This window comes from Bacillus sp. NH11B, from assembly GCF_001884205.1.
Taxonomy (GTDB): domain Bacteria; phylum Bacillota; class Bacilli; order Bacillales; family Bacillaceae_G; genus Bacillus_A; species Bacillus_A proteolyticus.
Genome location: NZ_MAOG01000132.1, coordinates 73,739 through 91,805, shown reverse-complemented (window position 1 = coordinate 91,805; position 18,067 = coordinate 73,739). Strand labels below are relative to the sequence as shown.

Here is an 18,067-nt window from a genome sequence, read left to right as displayed (position 1 = left end):
ATATTGTTATAGAGAATTATAGGAGTATTATGTTGTTTTACTTGCGGATATATAAAGGGGTATGTTGTATCATGTCGAAAACATCATTTATAACCAATTTGCCTTGCTTCTATTGTAAAAACACATCAAAATAAATACGAACCAAAAGAGGGATAAATAACATGAAAAATAAAAGATGCGAGAATTGTGGTTCTACTAACTTTAAAGAGGGACGAGTTGGAAGTGCTTATCATGCGTATGTTTATGAGGATACACCGAGTAAGTTCTTTTCAGGTGGGAGAAACTCCAAACTATTAACCACATTCTGTTTAGAGTGCGGTGAGGTGAAATCATTTAGAGTTGAAAAACCTGATAAATTCAAAGAATAAAATATATTTAAGAATAGATAATAGTACAAAAAAACCATTCCTCATAACCTATAAATGGGATACCGCCAGCATTTTGGAAAATAACCACGCTAAGAGTATGCAAGATTTCATACAGTTTTTCGACTCATTCAGTAACAAACAAGAACCTTAAAACCACGCCAGGATAGGAATTTATAAAAAGATGAATAGAGTTATAGAAAAAGAAAAAGGCGAATTCCTTTTGAAAGTAGGGATTCGCCTTTTTCTTGCTACCGATAATGAGACGTTATGTTAACCGAGCATGAATAGAACATTCATCATTTTTTCTCTTGTATTCACTTGTACTAGAATTAAACTAGTCTTCAAACCAAAATAACACTTCAATAGGTGCTTTTAAAACTTTTGCAATATCGTAAGCCAATTTTAATGAAGGGTTATATTTTCCGTTTTCGAGATTACCAATTGTTTCTCTTCTAACTCCAACCTTATTAGCTAAATCTCCTTGGGACATATTTAACTTTACCCTATATTCTTTCATCCGAGTAATCAACGTCATCCTGCATCCCTTTCTTTTCTCTACGTTCAAATATTTCTAAATTAATTAGAAAAGTTCCTAACGGTATTAAAATTGAAAGTGCAAAAAATAAACGAATTACATGTACATTTTCAAAAATAGAAACACTTAAGAGTAATATACTACCAAATACTAGTGTTACAAAAAATGCCCTTGTAGCGGCGATACGAACATGCAATATAAAAAGCTCATCTGGTATAACTTTTGCGTATAAAAAAAAGAAAAAGAAAAGGAAATAGTAGTGAGGCGAAAACGAATTTTCACTTAAAAATGAGAAAGGTGCCAAAAAACCTAAAAAGCCAATAAACCCTAAGTAAGCTAATTTATTCTTCATATAAGATCTCCTTTGTGATATATTTCGCTCTTTATGCGATAAATATATCACATAAAGAGCGAAATAAAAAGGAATTGAAACGGTATATCTTTGTTTCAAACCAATACTTTTAACTTCCGCTTTCGAATTTTATGTAAATAAGCTGTTAAAAGTTTATTTTATTAATTGACTAAGTAATATTTTGAAAGAAGCTTCTGTGTATTGTGCTAATGCGCTGAATAGGTACATTATTGTATGTTAAAAATTCAGCTTAAGTTGGGATTATATATGACTGAAGATAAAAGACTGAAAAAGCCGGTGGTAAGTTTTATATTACGAACCAACATTATTTTTTGGCCACTTTTTCTTCTCGTTGGAATTACAAAGTTATTAGATTTTCCAACTTGGATTTTTGATGTAATGCTTTGTATATCAGCTTGGTTTTCCACCTTTGCTTTTGTGTTTCTATAATTTTTTTATAATTATTGATTTCTCATTTTTCATTGCATGATAAATTTTTCTATACTCATTAACAACTAACATTAAAACTATTAATCCAATAGATTCTTGAAAAAAAGTGTTTCGACTTCTCTTAACGGTTACCGTTACATTACTAGTATGGCAGCGTGAATCATTGTTTAACATAATGTTGAGAGCAGTTGGAATAATCCCATTTTCAGAAACTGGAACTCGAAACACTCCAGTAGATTTATGAGCCATATAATCACATCCTTTCAAAATAAAATATACTTACAATATATTAAATGCAAAAAACGTTCATTTTGATAGGGACAGATTATGTGATTAATATATCCATAATTACCCTCGGTATTACTAAGCCAATGATTCAAAAGATTAACAAGTACCGTAAAAAATATGGAAGGGAACCAATCGAATGTATATTAAAAGTAAAAAGAATAAGGTGTCTAAAAGAACCCCTATTTTGAGCCAATAATGAGATATTATGTTAATCTTAATAGAATCGCTTTATAATATGTATAGCTGCACAAAATTGAGAAACTTAAGGAGGCATATACATTTTATGAGGAAATTATCCATATTACTTACTTTAATTCTAGTATTAGTCAGTATTACAGCTGCTTGCACACAAGATAAAAAAGATAGTGTCGTTGAAAATGGTCCAATAGAAGAACCAACCGCAAAAAATGAAAATGAAGAATTAATAAATTTTGAAGAAAAAGAAGATATGAGCCGCTTGGAACAAGGTATTTTATTAGTTGGTGAGAGTGTTAAAGGAGGCTATTACTTGACCACCGTTCAAAGTGCACATTTAAATGCTAGCAACGATTCCGTCGTTGTTAATGTCTCTGTAAAAAATGTACGAGGTCAAATGATTGGACTATCAGAATTAAAATATAACTTAAAAGATGAGAAAGACGGAAAGGTCTATGAAGGAAAGGTCCTTGACCAAAACCCTTCTGATATACAAGTTAAACCAAATGAAACGGTAGAATTGAAAATAGCTTTTAAAATACCAGGTATCGCAGATGAATATATGTTTTATATTGAAAGCTCTTTAGAATCTCTAGAAACAAACTGGAAAATTGATAAGCTGCAATCACAAAAAAACTAAGTCTAAAATACAATATAAAAGTCCCTCTACCTTAAGGCAGAGGGACTTTCTAATTCCTATTTCAAACTACCCGCAATCTCCGTAAAGATAACTCCAAGCGCATGTGCACCTGCATCTGGATAGCCTAAGCTTCTTTCGCCAACTGTACCAGCGCGGCCCATGCGAGCTACGATTTCTTTCGTATACTCAGCTCCTTTAACCGCTGCTTCTGCTCCTTTTTCAAAGGCAGTTTTCACGTCTACTCCGTTTGAAGCACTGTCTAACCAAGAGTCTACACATGGAGCAAGTGCGTCAACAAGCGTTTTGTCACCAACTACCGCTCCTCTACCGAACGATCTTTCACCGATAGATTGTATGCCGTTAAGTGCTGCTTGTAACATTTCAGCGAACTCTTTGGCTGTTAGCTCACGTTTTTCGCCTGCTGCTTTACTAGCTGCGCGGAATGCACCGCCCCAAATTGGACCAGATGCGCCGCCGCAATGTTCCATAATAATCATTGAACAACCGTCAAGGAATGATCCGATCGTTACATTTTCTTGTTCTACAATAGAATGCCACTCACGTTTTAATTGCTTAAATCCTTTTGCAACACTCATTCCGAAGTCGCCGTCACCAGCATGCGTATCTAACTCACAGAATGGTACTTCATTTTTAATAATAATGTCGCTCATTTTATCAACGAGATAAATCATGTTGTTTAATGTAATGACATTGTCTTTAATCACAGCGTGCTCTTCCGCTGTTTCTATTTCGAAGGAAACTTCCTTCTCTTCTACATCTTCAAGTACATTCACGTACTCTACACTCTCAACTGGTCCATCTACTTTAAATGCAGGTGTATTACATTCTTTCGATAGTAATGTTTTTAGCTCATCATCTAACTTCATTACTGTTAAAGACATACCAGCCATATCAATACTCGTCATATAGTTACCGACGAATACTCTATTAATTTTAATGTTTCTAGCAGCTAATTCTCTCGTAACTGCATTGTTAAATAAGTAAAGTTCTTGCAGTGGTGTACCGCCAAAACCATTTACTAGAAGCGCGATTTCCTCGCCATCTTTTACTCCTAAATCTTTTATTAAATCATTTGTCATACGGTTAGCTAATTCATCAGCTGACATCGTTTTTTCACGCTTAATTCCTGGTTCGCCGTGAATACCTACGCCGTATTCCATTTCGTCTTCCGCAAGTGTAAAAGTAGGTGATCCACTTGCTGGAACTGTACAAGAAGTTAACGCTAAACCGATTGTGCGCACGTTAGCTGCTGCTTTTTCTGCTACAGCTTTCACCGCTCCTAAATCCATACCTTCTTCCGCTGCTGCACCGGCAATTTTATGAACTAAAATGACCCCTGCAACGCCGCGGCGTCCTACTGTATAAAGACTATCTTCTACCGCAATATCATCGTCTACTTTTACGTAGTCGACTTCAATTCCATCTTCAGTCGCTAAATGCGCACCGTTTTTGAAATTCATAATATCGCCGCTGTAATTTTTAATAATTAATAACGTACCTTTTTTACTAGCTGTTTCTTTAATTGCTTGATATACCTGAATTTGCGAAGGAGAAGCAAACACATCTCCGCATACTGCCGCATCTAACATTCCTTTTCCGACTAGACCTGCATGTGCTGGCTCATGACCACTACCGCCGCCACTAATTAACGTTACTTTGTTTTCGTTCATTTCTTTCTTTTTAATTACTTTATATTTTTTCAAAAGCTCAAGCTCTGGATGAGCCATCACCATTCCGTTGCACATTTCCATTACTAATGTTTCTGGTTTGTTTATAATCTTTTTCATTGTGATTCTCCCTCAATTCCTTTAATATATTGTGATATATTTGAAATCTTCTTCTTACTACTCATGTTAAAATGAAAGCGTTTTATAGTAAACGGACAAAATGGACAATCTGTCTAAAGACACCGCTCTCATTTTTGAATAGGATTTTTATATTACTAACATTCTAGGGATGATTCAGATGACCTCTTCTATAATTTCTAAAAAGATAATCGCGAACTCATTGAAGTATTTAATGGAAACAGAGTCCTTTCATAAAATATCAGTGAGCGATATTATGTTACACTGTCAAATGCGTAGGCAAACTTTTTACTATCATTTTAAAGATAAATTTGAACTATTAAGCTGGATTTATAGAGAAGAAACGAAAGAAAACATTATCGACTTTCTCGACTATGAAACATGGGAAAACATTTTTGATTTATTATTTGATTATTTTTATGAAAATCAAAAATTTTATCGAAATGCTTTTAAAGTCATTGAACAAAACTCGTTTAATCACTATTTATTTGAGCATACGAAAAACTTATATATGAAAATTATTGATGAACTATCCGTGAGCTGTAAATTCACTCTTTCTATTGAAACGAAAAATACGATTGCTTCCTTTTATAGTCACGGCTTCGTTGGAACGATAAAAGATTGGATTGAAAGTAAATGCGAAGTAGATCCTTCCATTATGTCTTCTCTCATGAAAAATATGATAAACAATCAATTACTACTATTACTGGAGCAATCAGCAAAGTAATTAAAGGGTGGCAAAAGCAATGAAAAAGATTATGAATGATGTACAAAATATCGTTCAAGATATGCTGCAGGGCTTTTATTTTGAACATAACGACAAAGTAAATTACGACGAAACGAATAACATCATTTATGTAAAAGATATCGAAAAACTGAAACAAAACGTTGTCATTATAAGCGGCGGTGGAAGCGGACATGAACCTGCCGATATTGGTTATGTAGGAAAAGGAATGCTTACAGCGGCAGTAAACGGAAGTATCTTCACCCCACCTACAGTGGAACAAATTTTAGCGGCAACTCGCCTCATGCCAAAGGATAAAAGTATTTTATTCATCATCAAAAACTTTAAAGATGACGTAGCAAACTTTTTAGCGGCAAAACAAATCGCTAAAGAAGAAGGAAGAAAAATTGACCACATCATCGTAAATGACGACGTTTCAATTGAAGATGATGCTTCCTTTAATAAAAGAAGACGCGGCGTCGCTGGCACCGTTTTCGTTCAAAAAATACTTGGTGCGGCCGCTCCCCACGGGCATTCTTTAGAAGAACTGACTGCACTCGGCCATTCTATCACCGAAAACTTACACACATTAGGAGTCGCCCTTTCATCTGCAAATGACCCGGTGAAAGGAAAAGCTTCATTTTCACTAAACGACGATGAAGTATTTTACGGCGTTGGTATCCACGGCGAAAAAGGTTATCGTAAAGAAGCACTATCCTCTTCTGAAATATTAGCGATCGAACTAATGAATAAACTAAAAAGCATTTACCGCTGGAGAAAAGGCGACAACTTCGCCATCCTCATTAATGGACTCGGTGCGACACCGTTAATGGAACAATACATTTTCGCAAACGACATCCGCCGTTTATGTGAGCTGGAAGGCTTACATGTAAAGTTCGTAAAAGTCGGTACACTGCTAACCTCTTTAGATATGAAGGGTGTTTCGCTCAGTTTGCTTAAGATAGAGGATTCTGATTGGGTGAAGTGGTTGAAGACGGATGTTGGAGCGAGTAGTTGGTAACAATAAACGAAAAATTATGATGATTGAACGTTTAGTAATCAAAAATACTGACTTATATGAAGGATGTATAAATCTTAGGTATCTGTAAATAAATCGAAGCATAAATACTATTTGCAATTTATCCACTAGTTTCGAAATACGGTTATCAAGTTGTAGGAAGACACCTTAAGGTGTCTTTTCTTTATTTTCAAAAGGACCTGCTCAATTATTGCGTAAAAAACATAAAGTAATTTGAATCCGTTAAAATACATGAGTGACCCCTTGTTTTCCCCTCTTATTAAAGGAGGAACTATTATGGGATTTGGTGGTAGTTGCAGTAGTTGTGGCGGCGGCTTTGCTTTACTAGTTGTATTGTTTATTTTATTGATCATTGTTGGAGCTTCTTGCTTCTGCTAAAAAACTATTGGAAAAGACACTCTTATATGGGTGTCTTTTCTTTATAATAAAAAATCTCTCCATAAAGGAAAGTTTTTAGGTTTACACATTCAAGTCATCCAAATTAGTTATTTACACAACACGTTATCACTTTCAGTCTTTAGTGTGAAATACAAATAATCCTTCCGCTACACAAAGTTGCTCAACTAACTTTAATTCCTTAGGTTCAAAACTTATATAATTCAAACACCCATCATCATTAAATTCATTTTCTTACATCAATAGTTAGCTCATCTGTAATCTGCTCAAGATGGAAAAATCTTTTTATATAATGGATATCTGACCACTTTTCTTCCCCACCAATAATAAATAATTCTTGCGCATCATACATAAATGAAAAGCTTGGATAGAAACTGTCAGCCTTTAATCCCATCTCACCAGTATTATTGCTGATAATCTTACAGTCCGCTGCATAACTTAATAACGTATAGAGAGAATCTTGTGCTGATTGGAAGAAACACTTCATAAGTGTAGTTATATCATCACTATTAGTAATTAACACGTTAAAAAAATTCGTATCCCTTTTCTTATTAGTAAAAACCAGCTCAAACGGGAATTTATTCTCTTCTAAAAACCCTTCAATAAAGTCACCGCGCAAATAAGTTTCAAATAGCATATACATAGGAAATTTATTATTTGTGCCTATAAACCCTTTAATGATTTCTTCAAATCCTGTATGCTGATTCCAATTCGTCCCCACTCCTATCATAATAGGGTGATTTAAATAGATAGGATACGGTGAGAACCCTTCATCTTTTAACGTATACACTCGTTTTCCATCTGTATGAAGAGCAGATTGAGACTCTTTTAGTAAGTATTGAGATAATTGAACACTTAACACATTTACACCTACCTATCATGTAATACATAAACTGTATCTGTTAAGTTAGAAAAAGGGATAAGCCATTCTCATTTTACCTTGTTTGAGCCTAGAGAACTGAATCCTTTTATAAACTAGTATATCTCACAAGAGCATAATCACCTCACTGAATGATGACAGGTCTTCCAAATAAAGCTGGATAATAAATTAACATCGCACCTACAAATGAACACACTAAACAAAAAATAGCCTCGTATTTTATAACTAGAGAAGAATTGGTATCAAGCTTTTTTTCCTCTCTTTTAAATATCGTTTTAAATAAAGCTCTATATAATAAATACCCAACAATCGCCCCGAGGGTATTCGTAAATAAATCATCAATATCTGTAATTCTATTATTTAATAATTGATTTAACTCAATTGCCAATGAAAAAAAGAATCCCGCACATACGGTGTTTTTCATTTTTCTAAAATGCGGCCAAATAGTCGGTAATAAAAAACCCAACGGCATAAACAGTAAAATGTTCAAAAGATACGTAGTACTACCTGCCGTATCAAATAGAGTCAAATTAATTTGATTTACACGAATCCACGTTTCATATCTACTTATATCCCATACAGTCGCGATTTGCGTCACCCTATACACTAACGAAAGGTAGAATAGAAAAACATACACCCATAGAAAATGCCGAATAGATATATTGTTTTTCGCTTTAAAATAAACTCCAATTTGAAACATAATACAAAAAATAATAGTAAAAAAATAAGTGTACAAATAACTAATCAAAACTCCTGTATGCATGTAGAATCCCCTAACTTTACATTTTAATCTATAATTTTTTCATTTTAGCACATAGTTCAAGAACCGATATTTTGTTCATATATTTAATCTTTTACTTTATCTTAGAATATCGGGAATATATTAAAAATACAAAATCCCCACTTCTTCATTTTTAGTCTCCTCCTTGATGTAACTTGTTTATAGGATAGGAAAAACTTTTAAAATAAAAAGTGGGGCAAATATTAAATTTCTCTTAAATTTTTACTTGGATTTTATTATTACTCTTCTTAGGAATCCGTCATTGGTAGCTAGACAACAACATGCTTAAACCTAACAATATTATCATTTGCACATGAAAACCTCGTAGTATTTTAACCGATGAAACATATATAAAATCATGTGAATCGTTTGTTCAGTTAAAACATGAAATTAAGAACTATATGACTTACTATAATCATTCTAGATATCAATGGGATTTAAAAAAGATGCCTAACTTTTTAGAATGTCCTTTACAAAGGTTACAGATTAAGAGCACCTCATTCTTATTTAAGGAGATCACATATACCTTCTCCCCTTAAAATCACCAAAACCCATTTACAAATCTATAAAAGTAGATATAATATCCTTATGGAACCTTTATTAATTTATAAAGCATTGTCAAATGAAACAAGATGTCAAATTTTATCATGGTTGAAAAATCCAGAAAACCATTTCGATGAAAAACCTTATCTAGAGCAAGGCCTTAGCTTTCAAGTTGGAGTGTGCGTAGGAGATATCCAGCTTAAAACTGGCTTAGCCCAATCGGTTATTTCTAGTTATTTATTAACTATGAAAAAAGCAGGCTTACTACAATCTGACCGAATTGGAAAATGGACCTACTATCGCCGAAATGAAAAAACAATACGAGAGTTTTCTGAATACGTTCAAAACGAATTATAAAATGAAAGCTAATAATCAATTGATTATTAGCTTTCACACATTCTGCTTTTTTATAAAATTGCACTACCTATAAAAGCAAGAAACATAGAAAGGAGAAAATTTTTTTAACACATCATATCTAGTTATTTAGATATCTGTTATTGTATTTCGAATTACATAATCCTAATAATATTGGCATCCAATCATGCTTGCAATAATGCTTCTTTGTTAATGAATTCACTTTCAAAATACTGATACGAATGGAGAGTTTTATAAATGAAAAAAGTAAATCCTTTACTTATTCTGACACTCGCAATAGGTGTGTTTGGAATTATTACTACCGAGATGGGGATTGTTGGCGTATTACCACAAATCACTCAAAAATTCGGAATTTCAACTACACAAGCTGGATTTTTAGTAAGTATATTTGCACTAGTTGTTGCTATTTCTGGTCCGTTTCTAATTCTGCTCGTCTCTAGTATTAATCGCAAAATAATTTTATTAACAGCAATTTTTATATTTGTTATTTCAAATATAATCTACGCTTATACAACACAATTTGAAATCATGCTTATTTTTCGTATTTTACCGGCAGCACTTCACCCACTCTTCTTTTCAATCGCTCTTGTAACAGCTGCTAAACTTGTCCCTCCAGAAAAGAGCGGTCAAGCGGTTACAAAAGTTTTTATGGGAATTACTGTTGGCTTTGCTTTAGGTGTACCATTAACCTCTTACCTTGCAGACCAATTTTCACTCGAAATTGCTTTCTTATTCGGAACGCTTGTTAACACTCTTGCATTCATTGGAATACTAATCCTACTTCCTTCTATGCCTGTTAAAGAAAAGATGTCTTTCGGCAAACAAATTCGTATACTCGGCAAACCAGGATTATGGTTAAATATTTTAACCGTCACATTCCTTTTTGCAGCCATGTTTTCCGTATACAGCTACTTCGCTGAATACCTTGCAAAAGTAACTTCTATGAATGGGTCGCTCATCAGTATCATGCTATTCATATTTGGTATAGTTATGATTTTAGGCAATCATTTATTTGGTAGTCTTCTGCAAAGAAGCATAGTAAATACAGTAATATCATTCCCTATTTTATATTCTATTGTTTACATATTGGTTTATTATTTAGGTTCCTATCTTGTTCCAATGATTTTTATCGTATTCATTTGGGGAATCGTGCATGCTGGTGGATTAATTGTTGGTCAAACATGGTTAATAAGCGAAGCAAGAGAAGCACCTGAATTTGGTAATAGCCTATTCGTTTCATTCTCAAATCTCGGAATTACCCTAGGAACAACTATTGGAGGCTGGTTCATTTCAAACCTAGGTATTCACCAGCTTATTTGGAGTGGATTTATATTCACACTACTTTCACTTCTATTAATTATAATAAAACTAAAATTTTTCAATTCTAATAACCTAGCTTCATTATCAAGTTAGTACATTTTCAGTTCCAAATTTGATAAAAAACATTATAATTTCTTCTCTATATAAAATACTGGTTATTCTTCTTATAAGATTTTATAAACTATAAAGCATGACGCTCAGAGCCTTTAGCCATAATTACGACTAAAGGCTTTTTTATATAAAAGCAAATTTAAAAGGAGCTAATTTTATGGAACATAATCAAAATAGAATACTCATAAATGTTTTATTGTATAAAAAAAGGCTCCATTGCTGGAGCGCTCAAAAAATAATATAAGTAAATGAATTTTTAAAAATAACAGACAATTAAAATATACAAATAAAATATAAATAAATCTATATATATTCTATATTATATATAAAAACCTATTTATTGTTGCTATAATAAACCTACTCGATGATTGTTATATTATTCATAGGTTAAAAGCAATAAGTTACCTTCTTAACACCAATTTCACAAAGAAAAAAAGACATCTTAATTGATGTCTTTTTTTCTTATATGATAGCGACGCAATACAATTAAGATGGTTCAAGTCGGAGGAATGCACCTTATGGTGTCTTTTCTTTACTCCTCCGTATCCCTCATACTGTAATACCCCAAATTAATAATAATCAAGAAATACCCACCCATAATTCCAGCGGCAAATGTCCACATGAACTCATGGTGTTCAATTTCATACATAATAATCGCGCCAAGTATTGCGGCTGCAAACCGGTTCATCATTCCGATCATCGGTGCTTTTTCTTTTTTTACAATGCTATTTCCGAACTTTTCAATACGCCTTCCTAAAATCCAGGCGCAGTACATACTTACCAAAAGGCCAATGCTTATCCCTACAAACTGGGCTGAAAAAGGTGTCACAAGCCATCCTAATAACATTACGCCTAGCAAACAATATATTTGTATGTTAAATGATCTTAATGCCATACGAATCATGTTCTGCGCCTTACCTTTCTCTTTAATTCCATCTTTCGGACTTCAAGCTTTCCGATATATCTTTTTTAAAATGAGGGAATTTGATTTTGCTTACCATTAAATAGGAGAGTACGCATGTGCCAAACGCCACGGACACTGAATTATTCAGGAGGCATAAAATAAGAAGACACATTGCCGCGAATGGAATGGGCATGCCGATAAATGTCGGTAGTTTGCTTTGCTGCGTGTTAAATCTTGCAAGCCGAAGCATTCCGCACACACTGTAAGCAAGCGCACATAACAATCCGATAGACTGCAAATCTTTTAAAGCGACACTATATGCAAGAATAGATGGTGCCACGCCAAAGGTAACTAAATCCGCAAATGAGTCTAACTCTCCGCCAATTTCCGAAACAGCATCCAGTTTCCGAGCAACCATGCCATCAAACAGATCAAATACCATACCTGTAATAATGAACATGACTGCACCATACATATCTTGAACAAAAACAGAATAAATGGCCAATATCCCACAAATAAAATTCGCTATCGTCATCATATTTGGTATGTAACTCATCACATGCTTCTCCTCCTTTCTACTCATTGCTTCATCTAAATTCTTACTCATTACAATCAAGATCCTTCTGTTTTTCTTCCAATATCACTTTATTTATTTTCGTTAACGTATCCGTCATTTGTTCTAAAGCACCGATATCGATTTTTGAAAAATATTTCTCAATTAATACATCATCTAACTCAGACAACCGCTCTATATACTTACTACCGTTTGGACCAAGTGTAAGGAAATACTCCCTTTTATTATTAGGATTAACTTGTTTTGAAATCATCTTCTGCTTTTCTAATTTCGATAAAACTTGGCTGACAGCACTTTTTGATATATTAAAAGTAGTCGCAATGTGATTCGCTGTCGTGTTTTCATTTAAATTAATATGAAATAGCATACTCTCTTGCTGTCCTGTAAGACCGTACTCATCTTTTAACTCCTGAAATAGTAAAATGTAAAATTCATTATAAGCTCGGTTCATTTCATTAATTACTTCTTTATACGTTCTAGTCATAGCATTCTTCCTCCATGCTGTTATTTTGTTTCGCTTAATAGTTAAGTTCACTTAACTTAACTATATTATACCGTTATGTTTGTGTAAAGGGAAATCTAGCTCTATCTTCTCTTAATAATACGGGATAAAGTATGCTCTTTGCCTTTTCCACTGCTTTTCATTGATCAAATTCCGATCTCCCCGGCCCGATACATCTATCATTCTGAATAAATAAACCTAATCATCACAAAAATCCCATATAGACCCATTACTGGTTAAAATGTTATAATAAAATCACCCTACATAGTTACTCATATTCCGATTGAGGAACTAGCGTCTTATTAAGCAATGCGCATAACTCAAATAAAAAAGACACTTTCAAGTGTCTTTTTTATTTATTTTCATAGGAATTATCTCTTTTATAAACAAAATCTATTCAACAACAAAGGAGACTATCAAATGGAGAATACTGTATCAAGAGAACTACGTAACATACGTATATGCCTTATCATCTTAATCATTGTCATTGCATTTTGGGATCGTGAGAAACCTGTGGAGATCACTGATCACGGTAGCGATCCTATCTTAAACACCAGTAATATGACCCAAGTTGGCGATAATACATTTGCCTATAAAGACGAATCTAATCAAATTAAAATATTTAAATTTAACCCAGATACAAATGAAATAAAGCTAATAAAAGAGTTTTATGCTAACGAATATTAATTACATACAGGGGACAGAAGGCACCTACCTCAAGGTGTCTTTTTTTATTTTCAAAAGGACCTGCTCACATTCATGCGTCAAACATAAAGTAAATGGAATCCGTTAAAAAACACGAGTGACCCTTTGTTTTCCCCTCTTATTAAAGGAGGAACAATTATGGGATTTGGTGGTAGTTGCGGCGGAAGCTGCGGTTTTTCTGGAGGATTTGCATTATTAGTTGTATTGTTTATTTTATTAATCATCGTTGGAGCTTCTTGCTTCTGCTAAACAAACTATCGGAAAAGACACTCTTATATGGGTGTCTTTTCTTTATAAACTAAAAAAGTATGAGAAATGCAGTCTTTAGCCATAATTACGACTAAAGGCTTTTTTGTATATAACTAAAAAGGAGCTGAATGTATGGAACATAATAAGAATGGAATGCTTGCTTTAATTGTTTTGTTTGTGGGACTAGCTTTTTTTGTTTTCGGCATGGTTTATCATTTATGGGGCTCCGTTTAAAACGAAGATGAATGGCGTCGTTAGAAATGTTCTCAAACAACCCTCAATCATATTATTGAGGGTTGTTTGAATAAACCTACCATATTTAACTTTTTAACACATAATTTTCAAGAGCTAAAACATAAATTCACTAGTTCTTATATACTTCACACTACACTACTCCCTTATTTTTCATCTATTACTATTCAAAAATAACTATCATAACAATATATATTCCGAAAATTCATTATGTTATTATTTTTCTATTAAGGGAGGATTAAACATGTTACTAAATGAAACACGAAAATCTCAAAAAAGATATTGATATTCTATATAACTGTTGGTATGGTTTATCATCGCAAAACTTTTTTATATCTTTCAACCTTTCAAAAGATTATAATGTTTTTTTCGATCATATACAAATTGAAGAAATTTTATTTACTGGATATGAAAATGAAGAAGAACTTTCCTTACGAAAAGAACTCATATGAATTTTTAAAGAGGATGCAAAGATGTATCCTCTTTAATTTATCTTCCGTCCGAAAAATGTAAAAACAAAAACATCTTTTTTCCATTTTCCTTTCCCATACATATATAATACAAACCCACTAATACAAGTTAGTATAATAAGTACAGCAAAATATATCCAATTTTTGTTATCACCATTCTTTAAGCTATCTATAATTTGCTCCTTCGTATTTCCAATATAAACAAATTCTCCGTATCTACTAGGTAATTCTTTTATTACTTTTCCATCTACTGATCCAAGTACAACTACATTTTCTTTATTTTCTACTGCTCTAAATGAATAAAAGCGTTTTTTTCCATCTGCTAATTTTGTAGTATTCGCCTGAATATCATTTATTCTTGTTGAAATTACATTCTGATCACTTAATTCCATAAAGGGAGTTTCCAGAGACACCTTTTCATTATTTATTAATTTTAATTCTTTATTTCCGATATGTATTGGTTCATTATAAAAAGCTGTTACTTGGCCGTTACTCCATAAAGAACGATTTGGTGCAGAAGTCTGTGTATAGTATGTCGTTTTTTTCTTTTGAATTCGATTCACTACCGCATACCCATCAGCAAGTAGCGTTTCATCTCCTGTTACACGTTCAGCATATATCTCTCCCCTTACAAAATATATACCATTTGCAACCTCTTTTTCACTTGAAATCATCTGTATATCACCGAGTTCATTCCAGACTAAAAAACTATTTAAACTCCTATATCCATAAAAAACACATGCCATTAATAAAATGGTAAACATTGCCCCTATTTTAAATGTTGCCTTTTTATTCATTGCTTGTTATTCCCCCATATATTACGAAGGCTTTCATCTTAATTATAATTAGCATTATTATTGATGTACATATATTAATCTTTTTTCCCTAAGCTAACTTTGTTACCTCCAATTTAAGTAAACGTCAAATAATGCTGAACCCACACGCACACTTGGATTTTGCTCTTCCATTTCAGATGATAATTTTTTTAGCCAGTAATATAGCCGATGAACTGTTAAGTTTTGTTTTCAGCACCAGAAATCATTTGATAACCCACTGTTTTTATAGTCCTGAATATACGTTTCCCACTCTTTATTTAATAGGTTTCTTTTCATAAGAAAACCTTTACATGTAGCATGTAAAGAGAAATAATAGACAACTAAAATATACACAAAAATCTTATAATTAATATATACGAATTATCCCATAAAAAATCTTTATTATTACATGCTATACTAAAACAGGAGTCGACAATCGTTATTTTCTTCTTATTTTTAAAGCAATATGGATATATCTTCTTAACTTCATTTGGATTGTACAAGCAAAAGAAGACATCTTAATTGATGTCTTCTTTTCTTATACTTTTATGAATTCTTTTGAGAAGATGCTCTCCAATCACGAAACGATGTTGGGCGTCCAGAATAAGCTCTTTGCTTTGGAGCAGCTGGTTTTTCCTCAAGAATAGTTGATTTCTCCTCAGGAGTATTTGTTTTTTCTTCAAGAATGGTTAAAGCTATTTGCACTTTCTCCAGCTGTTCTCTTAAAGCTTGCTGTTCAATCTTTAAATCCGTAAGTAAACGTAATATCATCTCAGAATTAGCCATAAAGATCCTCCTTCCCCCAATACACAGAATAAAATACCATATGTAATAAGCGGAATACTCGTGACAAAAATAAGCTCGTCAACTCGCTTAAAATACCGAGTACCTTTATTTTTCAAAGGGACCTGCTCAAGTTTATCCGGAAAAACATAAAGTGAATTAAATCCATTATTAAATGGTCTTTATGGAAGGAGGAGTTAATATGGGATATGGCGGTAGTTGTGGTGGAGGCTGTGGTTTCGGCGGTGGATTCGCTTTACTTGTTGTACTCTTTATTTTATTAATCATCGTTGGGGCTAGCTGTTGGGGCGGCGGATTCGGCTGCTAAGGAGAGGCACTCTTGAGAGTGTCTTTTTTTATTTCTCAATATGCGACTAACCTATTTGTGTTACTATCAAAGTGCGAGATTCTCTAAGCGTAATATAGTAGTTACCAACTATGAAAGCCACTGTCACAAGAAAACAGTAGGCTTTTATTTTGTTATTTAAAACGATGAAAACAGGGATCACCCTTTGCACTAATCAACATTTTAAAATTGACATAGCACTTCATGCACCATATACTGTTAACAACAGTATACTGTCATTAACAGTATATATTCCAATTCATTCTAGGAGGTATATCCATGAAACATACAGGAAGACATACAGGTGCATTTCTTTTGTTATTTTTAGCAGAAGGTGATAACTATGGCGGGCAATTATTACAAAAGTGCGAGGAAGAACTTCCAGTCAATCCAATCGATAGCGCCATTTTATATCGTACGCTAAAGAAATTAGAAAACGAAGGTGCGATTGAATCTTATGTAAGTACAGATCATCAAGACAAACCGAGAAAGATGTACAAAATTACACCTGCTGGAAAGGAACAATTGGCAGATTTCCAAATGGATATTGAAGAAAAAATGAAGAACTTATCCTTTTTCATAGACAAATATAAGGACTTAAAGGATTCCGACCATGATTAATGGCGTGATCCTTTACACTTTAGCCATTATTCTTACGGGGATTTCTTTTATGAAGGACCGTAATAAAACGAAAGAAGCTCTAATGAAGTCATGGAAAATGTTTCGCAACCTTCTACCTGCGATGCTTTCCATCATGCTCTTCGTTGGCTTATCGCTTTCTATATTAACGCCGTCTTTCATCTCTTCTATTATTGGAGAACAGTCCGGATTGTTAGGTATTATTTATTCAGCAATACTCGGATCCATTGCACTTATTCCAAGCTTCGTCGTATTTCCACTTGGTAATACGTTAGTCCAACACGGCGCAGGCCTTCCTCAAGTTGCGGCACTTATGTCTACACTCATGTCAGTAGGAATTACAACATTACCGATGGAACAAAAGATATTCGGGCGAAGCTTTGCTTACGCACGTAATGCATCTGCATTACTCATGTCTCTCCTATTCTCCTATATTATTTGGGTGGTGATGGTATGAAAGAACTAAAAAAATATCGCTTCTTTTTCATCTTACTACTAGGGCTTCTCTTATTAACTTTTATAAACCAATCTTTAGGATGGAGCGCATTACAACTAACAGGGAATAGCATTTTAGATATGCTATTTCTACTCCCCCCTGTCCTAATATTTGTAGGGTTACTCGATCAGTGGGTGAAGAAAGAGACGCTAATGAAATACATGGGAGAAAAGTCCGGCATATATGGGATCTTATTCTCTCTATTATTAGGCGGAATTGCTGCTGGTCCTCTCTATGTTGCTTTTCCAATCGCAGCACTACTCTTAAAAAAAGGTGCAAGTATTAGGTACATCGTATTTTTCTTAGGCGTTTGGACAACTGCGAAATTGCCGATCATCGTATATGAGTTTTCTTCATTTGGAGCTACTTTTACACTTATTCATATTGGCTTCGGTCTCGTATTCTTCTATGTAATGGGGATTATTTTTGAGAGGTTTTATGATCAGGGGCAGTTGCTGCAGTACGATATAACGAAAGAAATGTAAAAAGACATCTTTACCTCGTAAAGA

24 protein-coding genes and 3 pseudogenes are annotated in these 18,067 nt (G+C 33.6%); 16 read left to right on the top strand and 11 right to left on the bottom strand.

Annotated features, from left to right (window positions below; genetic code table 11):
- Window positions 1-161 precede the first annotated feature (161 nt).
- Window positions 162-368, top strand: coding sequence for a hypothetical protein (locus BAU27_RS24945; protein WP_071772304.1), 207 nt, complete (start codon window positions 162-164; stop codon window positions 366-368).
- Between the two features lie 334 nt (window positions 369-702).
- Here the strand turns inward: BAU27_RS24945 and BAU27_RS24940 are convergent, their stop codons facing one another.
- The gene (locus tag BAU27_RS24940; protein ID WP_000172689.1) at window positions 703-903 is read right to left on the bottom strand and encodes a helix-turn-helix transcriptional regulator; all 201 of its coding nucleotides are present in this window, start codon (window positions 901-903) and stop codon (window positions 703-705) included.
- A complete protein-coding gene (locus BAU27_RS24935; protein WP_002144055.1) occupies window positions 872-1,255 on the bottom strand; it encodes a DUF3796 domain-containing protein in 384 nt (127 codons plus the stop codon). Before BAU27_RS24935 ends, BAU27_RS24940 begins: the two co-directional genes overlap by 32 nt.
- Before the next feature lie 267 nt (window positions 1,256-1,522).
- On the opposite strand from BAU27_RS24935, the pseudogene BAU27_RS24930 reads away from it, so the two are divergent.
- Window positions 1,523-1,702, top strand: a pseudogene (locus BAU27_RS24930) (CPBP family intramembrane glutamate endopeptidase); the annotation flags it as partial.
- Here BAU27_RS24930 and BAU27_RS32030 read toward each other — a convergent pair.
- Complete coding sequence (locus BAU27_RS32030; RefSeq protein ID WP_071772303.1) at window positions 1,700-1,954, bottom strand: hypothetical protein; 255 nt, start codon at window positions 1,952-1,954, stop codon at window positions 1,700-1,702. The pseudogene BAU27_RS24930 and the gene BAU27_RS32030 sit on opposite strands and share 3 nt — an antisense overlap.
- Before the next feature lie 322 nt (window positions 1,955-2,276).
- Between BAU27_RS32030 and BAU27_RS24920 the strand changes: the two genes are divergently transcribed.
- Window positions 2,277-2,828 carry a hypothetical protein gene (locus tag BAU27_RS24920; RefSeq protein ID WP_071772302.1) on the top strand — a complete coding sequence of 184 codons (552 nt, stop codon included), beginning with the start codon at window positions 2,277-2,279 and terminating at the stop codon, window positions 2,826-2,828.
- A 56-nt stretch (window positions 2,829-2,884) separates the two neighbouring features.
- Here BAU27_RS24920 and dhaK read toward each other — a convergent pair whose 3' ends face one another.
- A complete protein-coding gene (gene dhaK, locus BAU27_RS24915; protein ID WP_071772301.1) occupies window positions 2,885-4,636 on the bottom strand; it encodes a dihydroxyacetone kinase subunit DhaK in 1,752 nt (583 codons plus the stop codon).
- 178 nt (window positions 4,637-4,814) lie between these two features.
- Here dhaK and dhaS point away from each other — a divergent pair, with 178 nt between their 5' ends.
- The 3 genes from dhaS to BAU27_RS24900 all read left to right on the top strand — a co-directional run bounded on the left by dhaS (window position 4,815) and on the right by BAU27_RS24900 (window position 6,795).
- The gene (gene dhaS / locus BAU27_RS24910; protein ID WP_071747911.1) at window positions 4,815-5,381 is read left to right on the top strand and encodes a dihydroxyacetone kinase transcriptional activator DhaS; all 567 of its coding nucleotides are present in this window, start codon (window positions 4,815-4,817) and stop codon (window positions 5,379-5,381) included.
- A 19-nt stretch (window positions 5,382-5,400) separates the two neighbouring features.
- Complete coding sequence (gene dhaQ / locus BAU27_RS24905; RefSeq protein WP_071772300.1) at window positions 5,401-6,399, top strand: DhaKLM operon coactivator DhaQ; 999 nt, start codon at window positions 5,401-5,403, stop codon at window positions 6,397-6,399.
- A gap of 294 nt (window positions 6,400-6,693) precedes the next feature.
- A complete protein-coding gene (locus tag BAU27_RS24900; protein ID WP_000505688.1) occupies window positions 6,694-6,795 on the top strand; it encodes a YjcZ family sporulation protein in 102 nt (33 codons plus the stop codon).
- Between the two features lie 244 nt (window positions 6,796-7,039).
- Here the strand turns inward: BAU27_RS24900 and BAU27_RS24895 are convergent, their stop codons facing one another.
- A complete protein-coding gene (locus BAU27_RS24895) occupies window positions 7,040-7,675 on the bottom strand; it encodes a hypothetical protein (RefSeq protein WP_071772299.1) in 636 nt (211 codons plus the stop codon).
- Between the two features lie 142 nt (window positions 7,676-7,817).
- Window positions 7,818-8,456: a VanZ family protein gene (locus BAU27_RS24890; protein ID WP_071772298.1), complete on the bottom strand. Its 639-nt coding sequence runs from the start codon at window positions 8,454-8,456 to the stop codon at window positions 7,818-7,820.
- 350 nt (window positions 8,457-8,806) lie between these two features.
- Between BAU27_RS24890 and BAU27_RS33015 the strand changes: the two are divergent.
- The 3 genes and pseudogenes from BAU27_RS33015 to BAU27_RS24875 all read left to right on the top strand — a co-directional run.
- Window positions 8,807-9,013 (top strand): annotated as a pseudogene (locus tag BAU27_RS33015) (IS3 family transposase); the annotation flags it as partial.
- A 49-nt stretch (window positions 9,014-9,062) separates the two neighbouring features.
- Window positions 9,063-9,374, top strand: coding sequence for an ArsR/SmtB family transcription factor (locus tag BAU27_RS24880; RefSeq protein WP_000433541.1), 312 nt, complete (start codon window positions 9,063-9,065; stop codon window positions 9,372-9,374).
- A 255-nt stretch (window positions 9,375-9,629) separates the two neighbouring features.
- Window positions 9,630-10,805: an MFS transporter gene (locus BAU27_RS24875; protein ID WP_071772297.1), complete on the top strand. Its 1,176-nt coding sequence runs from the start codon at window positions 9,630-9,632 to the stop codon at window positions 10,803-10,805.
- 550 nt (window positions 10,806-11,355) lie between these two features.
- On the opposite strand, the gene BAU27_RS24870 is transcribed toward BAU27_RS24875, so the two are convergent.
- Genes BAU27_RS24870 through BAU27_RS24860 form a run of 3 tightly spaced genes read right to left on the bottom strand, consistent with a single transcriptional unit; the run spans window position 11,356 to window position 12,785 of the window.
- Window positions 11,356-11,727 (bottom strand): ATP synthase subunit I, encoded by a 372-nt coding sequence (locus tag BAU27_RS24870; RefSeq protein WP_071772296.1) that lies wholly within the window; start codon window positions 11,725-11,727, stop codon window positions 11,356-11,358.
- Window positions 11,728-11,749: 22 nt separating this feature from the next.
- Window positions 11,750-12,334: a CDP-diacylglycerol--serine O-phosphatidyltransferase gene (gene pssA / locus BAU27_RS24865; protein ID WP_139254686.1), complete on the bottom strand. Its 585-nt coding sequence runs from the start codon at window positions 12,332-12,334 to the stop codon at window positions 11,750-11,752.
- The gene (locus BAU27_RS24860) at window positions 12,327-12,785 is read right to left on the bottom strand and encodes a MarR family winged helix-turn-helix transcriptional regulator (protein WP_071747918.1); all 459 of its coding nucleotides are present in this window, start codon (window positions 12,783-12,785) and stop codon (window positions 12,327-12,329) included. The genes pssA and BAU27_RS24860 overlap by 8 nt, the downstream gene beginning before the upstream one ends.
- A 438-nt stretch (window positions 12,786-13,223) precedes the next feature.
- Here BAU27_RS24860 and BAU27_RS24855 point away from each other — a divergent pair, with 438 nt between their 5' ends.
- From BAU27_RS24855 to BAU27_RS33420, 3 genes and pseudogenes are all read left to right on the top strand, one after another.
- Window positions 13,224-13,490 carry a YmzC family protein gene (locus tag BAU27_RS24855; RefSeq protein WP_071747919.1) on the top strand — a complete coding sequence of 89 codons (267 nt, stop codon included), beginning with the start codon at window positions 13,224-13,226 and terminating at the stop codon, window positions 13,488-13,490.
- A gap of 156 nt (window positions 13,491-13,646) precedes the next feature.
- Window positions 13,647-13,757 carry a YjcZ family sporulation protein gene (locus BAU27_RS24850; RefSeq protein WP_000505686.1) on the top strand — a complete coding sequence of 37 codons (111 nt, stop codon included), beginning with the start codon at window positions 13,647-13,649 and terminating at the stop codon, window positions 13,755-13,757.
- A 593-nt stretch (window positions 13,758-14,350) separates the two neighbouring features.
- A pseudogene (locus BAU27_RS33420) lies at window positions 14,351-14,461 on the top strand (DUF4176 domain-containing protein); the annotation flags it as partial.
- Between the two features lie 32 nt (window positions 14,462-14,493).
- Here BAU27_RS33420 and BAU27_RS24840 read toward each other — a convergent pair.
- Both BAU27_RS24840 and BAU27_RS24830 read right to left on the bottom strand, forming a co-directional pair.
- Complete coding sequence (locus BAU27_RS24840; RefSeq protein WP_071772294.1) at window positions 14,494-15,276, bottom strand: hypothetical protein; 783 nt, start codon at window positions 15,274-15,276, stop codon at window positions 14,494-14,496.
- A gap of 564 nt (window positions 15,277-15,840) precedes the next feature.
- A complete protein-coding gene (locus tag BAU27_RS24830; RefSeq protein ID WP_071772293.1) occupies window positions 15,841-16,080 on the bottom strand; it encodes a preprotein translocase in 240 nt (79 codons plus the stop codon).
- A gap of 199 nt (window positions 16,081-16,279) precedes the next feature.
- Between BAU27_RS24830 and BAU27_RS24825 the strand changes: the two genes are divergently transcribed.
- From BAU27_RS24825 to BAU27_RS24810, 4 genes are all read left to right on the top strand, one after another.
- Window positions 16,280-16,405, top strand: a complete 126-nt coding sequence (locus tag BAU27_RS24825; protein WP_000540377.1) for a YjcZ family sporulation protein — start codon at window positions 16,280-16,282, stop codon at window positions 16,403-16,405.
- Window positions 16,406-16,702: 297 nt separating this feature from the next.
- Complete coding sequence (locus BAU27_RS24820; protein ID WP_000683186.1) at window positions 16,703-17,044, top strand: PadR family transcriptional regulator; 342 nt, start codon at window positions 16,703-16,705, stop codon at window positions 17,042-17,044.
- Window positions 17,037-17,519, top strand: coding sequence for a hypothetical protein (locus BAU27_RS24815; protein WP_071772292.1), 483 nt, complete (start codon window positions 17,037-17,039; stop codon window positions 17,517-17,519). Before BAU27_RS24820 ends, BAU27_RS24815 begins: the two co-directional genes overlap by 8 nt.
- Window positions 17,516-18,043, top strand: coding sequence for a permease (locus BAU27_RS24810; RefSeq protein ID WP_071747924.1), 528 nt, complete (start codon window positions 17,516-17,518; stop codon window positions 18,041-18,043). The genes BAU27_RS24815 and BAU27_RS24810 overlap by 4 nt, the downstream gene beginning before the upstream one ends.
- Window positions 18,044-18,067: the final 24 nt, after the last annotated feature.

Coding starts and splice junctions, on each gene's coding strand:
- BAU27_RS24945 (WP_071772304.1), top strand. CDS start 162: ATGAAAAATAAAAGATGCGAGAATTGTGGTTCTACTAACTTTAAAGAG.
- BAU27_RS24940 (WP_000172689.1), bottom strand. CDS start 903: ATGACGTTGATTACTCGGATGAAAGAATATAGGGTAAAGTTAAATATG.
- BAU27_RS24935 (WP_002144055.1), bottom strand. CDS start 1,255: ATGAAGAATAAATTAGCTTACTTAGGGTTTATTGGCTTTTTAGGTTTT.
- BAU27_RS32030 (WP_071772303.1), bottom strand. CDS start 1,954: ATGGCTCATAAATCTACTGGAGTGTTTCGAGTTCCAGTTTCTGAAAAT.
- BAU27_RS24920 (WP_071772302.1), top strand. CDS start 2,277: ATGAGGAAATTATCCATATTACTTACTTTAATTCTAGTATTAGTCAGT.
- dhaK (WP_071772301.1), bottom strand. CDS start 4,636: ATGAAAAAGATTATAAACAAACCAGAAACATTAGTAATGGAAATGTGC.
- dhaS (WP_071747911.1), top strand. CDS start 4,815: ATGACCTCTTCTATAATTTCTAAAAAGATAATCGCGAACTCATTGAAG.
- dhaQ (WP_071772300.1), top strand. CDS start 5,401: ATGAAAAAGATTATGAATGATGTACAAAATATCGTTCAAGATATGCTG.
- BAU27_RS24900 (WP_000505688.1), top strand. CDS start 6,694: ATGGGATTTGGTGGTAGTTGCAGTAGTTGTGGCGGCGGCTTTGCTTTA.
- BAU27_RS24890 (WP_071772298.1), bottom strand. CDS start 8,456: ATGCATACAGGAGTTTTGATTAGTTATTTGTACACTTATTTTTTTACT.
- BAU27_RS24880 (WP_000433541.1), top strand. CDS start 9,063: ATGGAACCTTTATTAATTTATAAAGCATTGTCAAATGAAACAAGATGT.
- BAU27_RS24875 (WP_071772297.1), top strand. CDS start 9,630: ATGAAAAAAGTAAATCCTTTACTTATTCTGACACTCGCAATAGGTGTG.
- BAU27_RS24870 (WP_071772296.1), bottom strand. CDS start 11,727: ATGATTCGTATGGCATTAAGATCATTTAACATACAAATATATTGTTTG.
- pssA (WP_139254686.1), bottom strand. CDS start 12,334: ATGAGTAAGAATTTAGATGAAGCAATGAGTAGAAAGGAGGAGAAGCAT.
- BAU27_RS24860 (WP_071747918.1), bottom strand. CDS start 12,785: ATGACTAGAACGTATAAAGAAGTAATTAATGAAATGAACCGAGCTTAT.
- BAU27_RS24855 (WP_071747919.1), top strand. CDS start 13,224: ATGGAGAATACTGTATCAAGAGAACTACGTAACATACGTATATGCCTT.
- BAU27_RS24850 (WP_000505686.1), top strand. CDS start 13,647: ATGGGATTTGGTGGTAGTTGCGGCGGAAGCTGCGGTTTTTCTGGAGGA.
- BAU27_RS24840 (WP_071772294.1), bottom strand. CDS start 15,276: ATGAATAAAAAGGCAACATTTAAAATAGGGGCAATGTTTACCATTTTA.
- BAU27_RS24830 (WP_071772293.1), bottom strand. CDS start 16,080: ATGGCTAATTCTGAGATGATATTACGTTTACTTACGGATTTAAAGATT.
- BAU27_RS24825 (WP_000540377.1), top strand. CDS start 16,280: ATGGGATATGGCGGTAGTTGTGGTGGAGGCTGTGGTTTCGGCGGTGGA.
- BAU27_RS24820 (WP_000683186.1), top strand. CDS start 16,703: ATGAAACATACAGGAAGACATACAGGTGCATTTCTTTTGTTATTTTTA.
- BAU27_RS24815 (WP_071772292.1), top strand. CDS start 17,037: ATGATTAATGGCGTGATCCTTTACACTTTAGCCATTATTCTTACGGGG.
- BAU27_RS24810 (WP_071747924.1), top strand. CDS start 17,516: ATGAAAGAACTAAAAAAATATCGCTTCTTTTTCATCTTACTACTAGGG.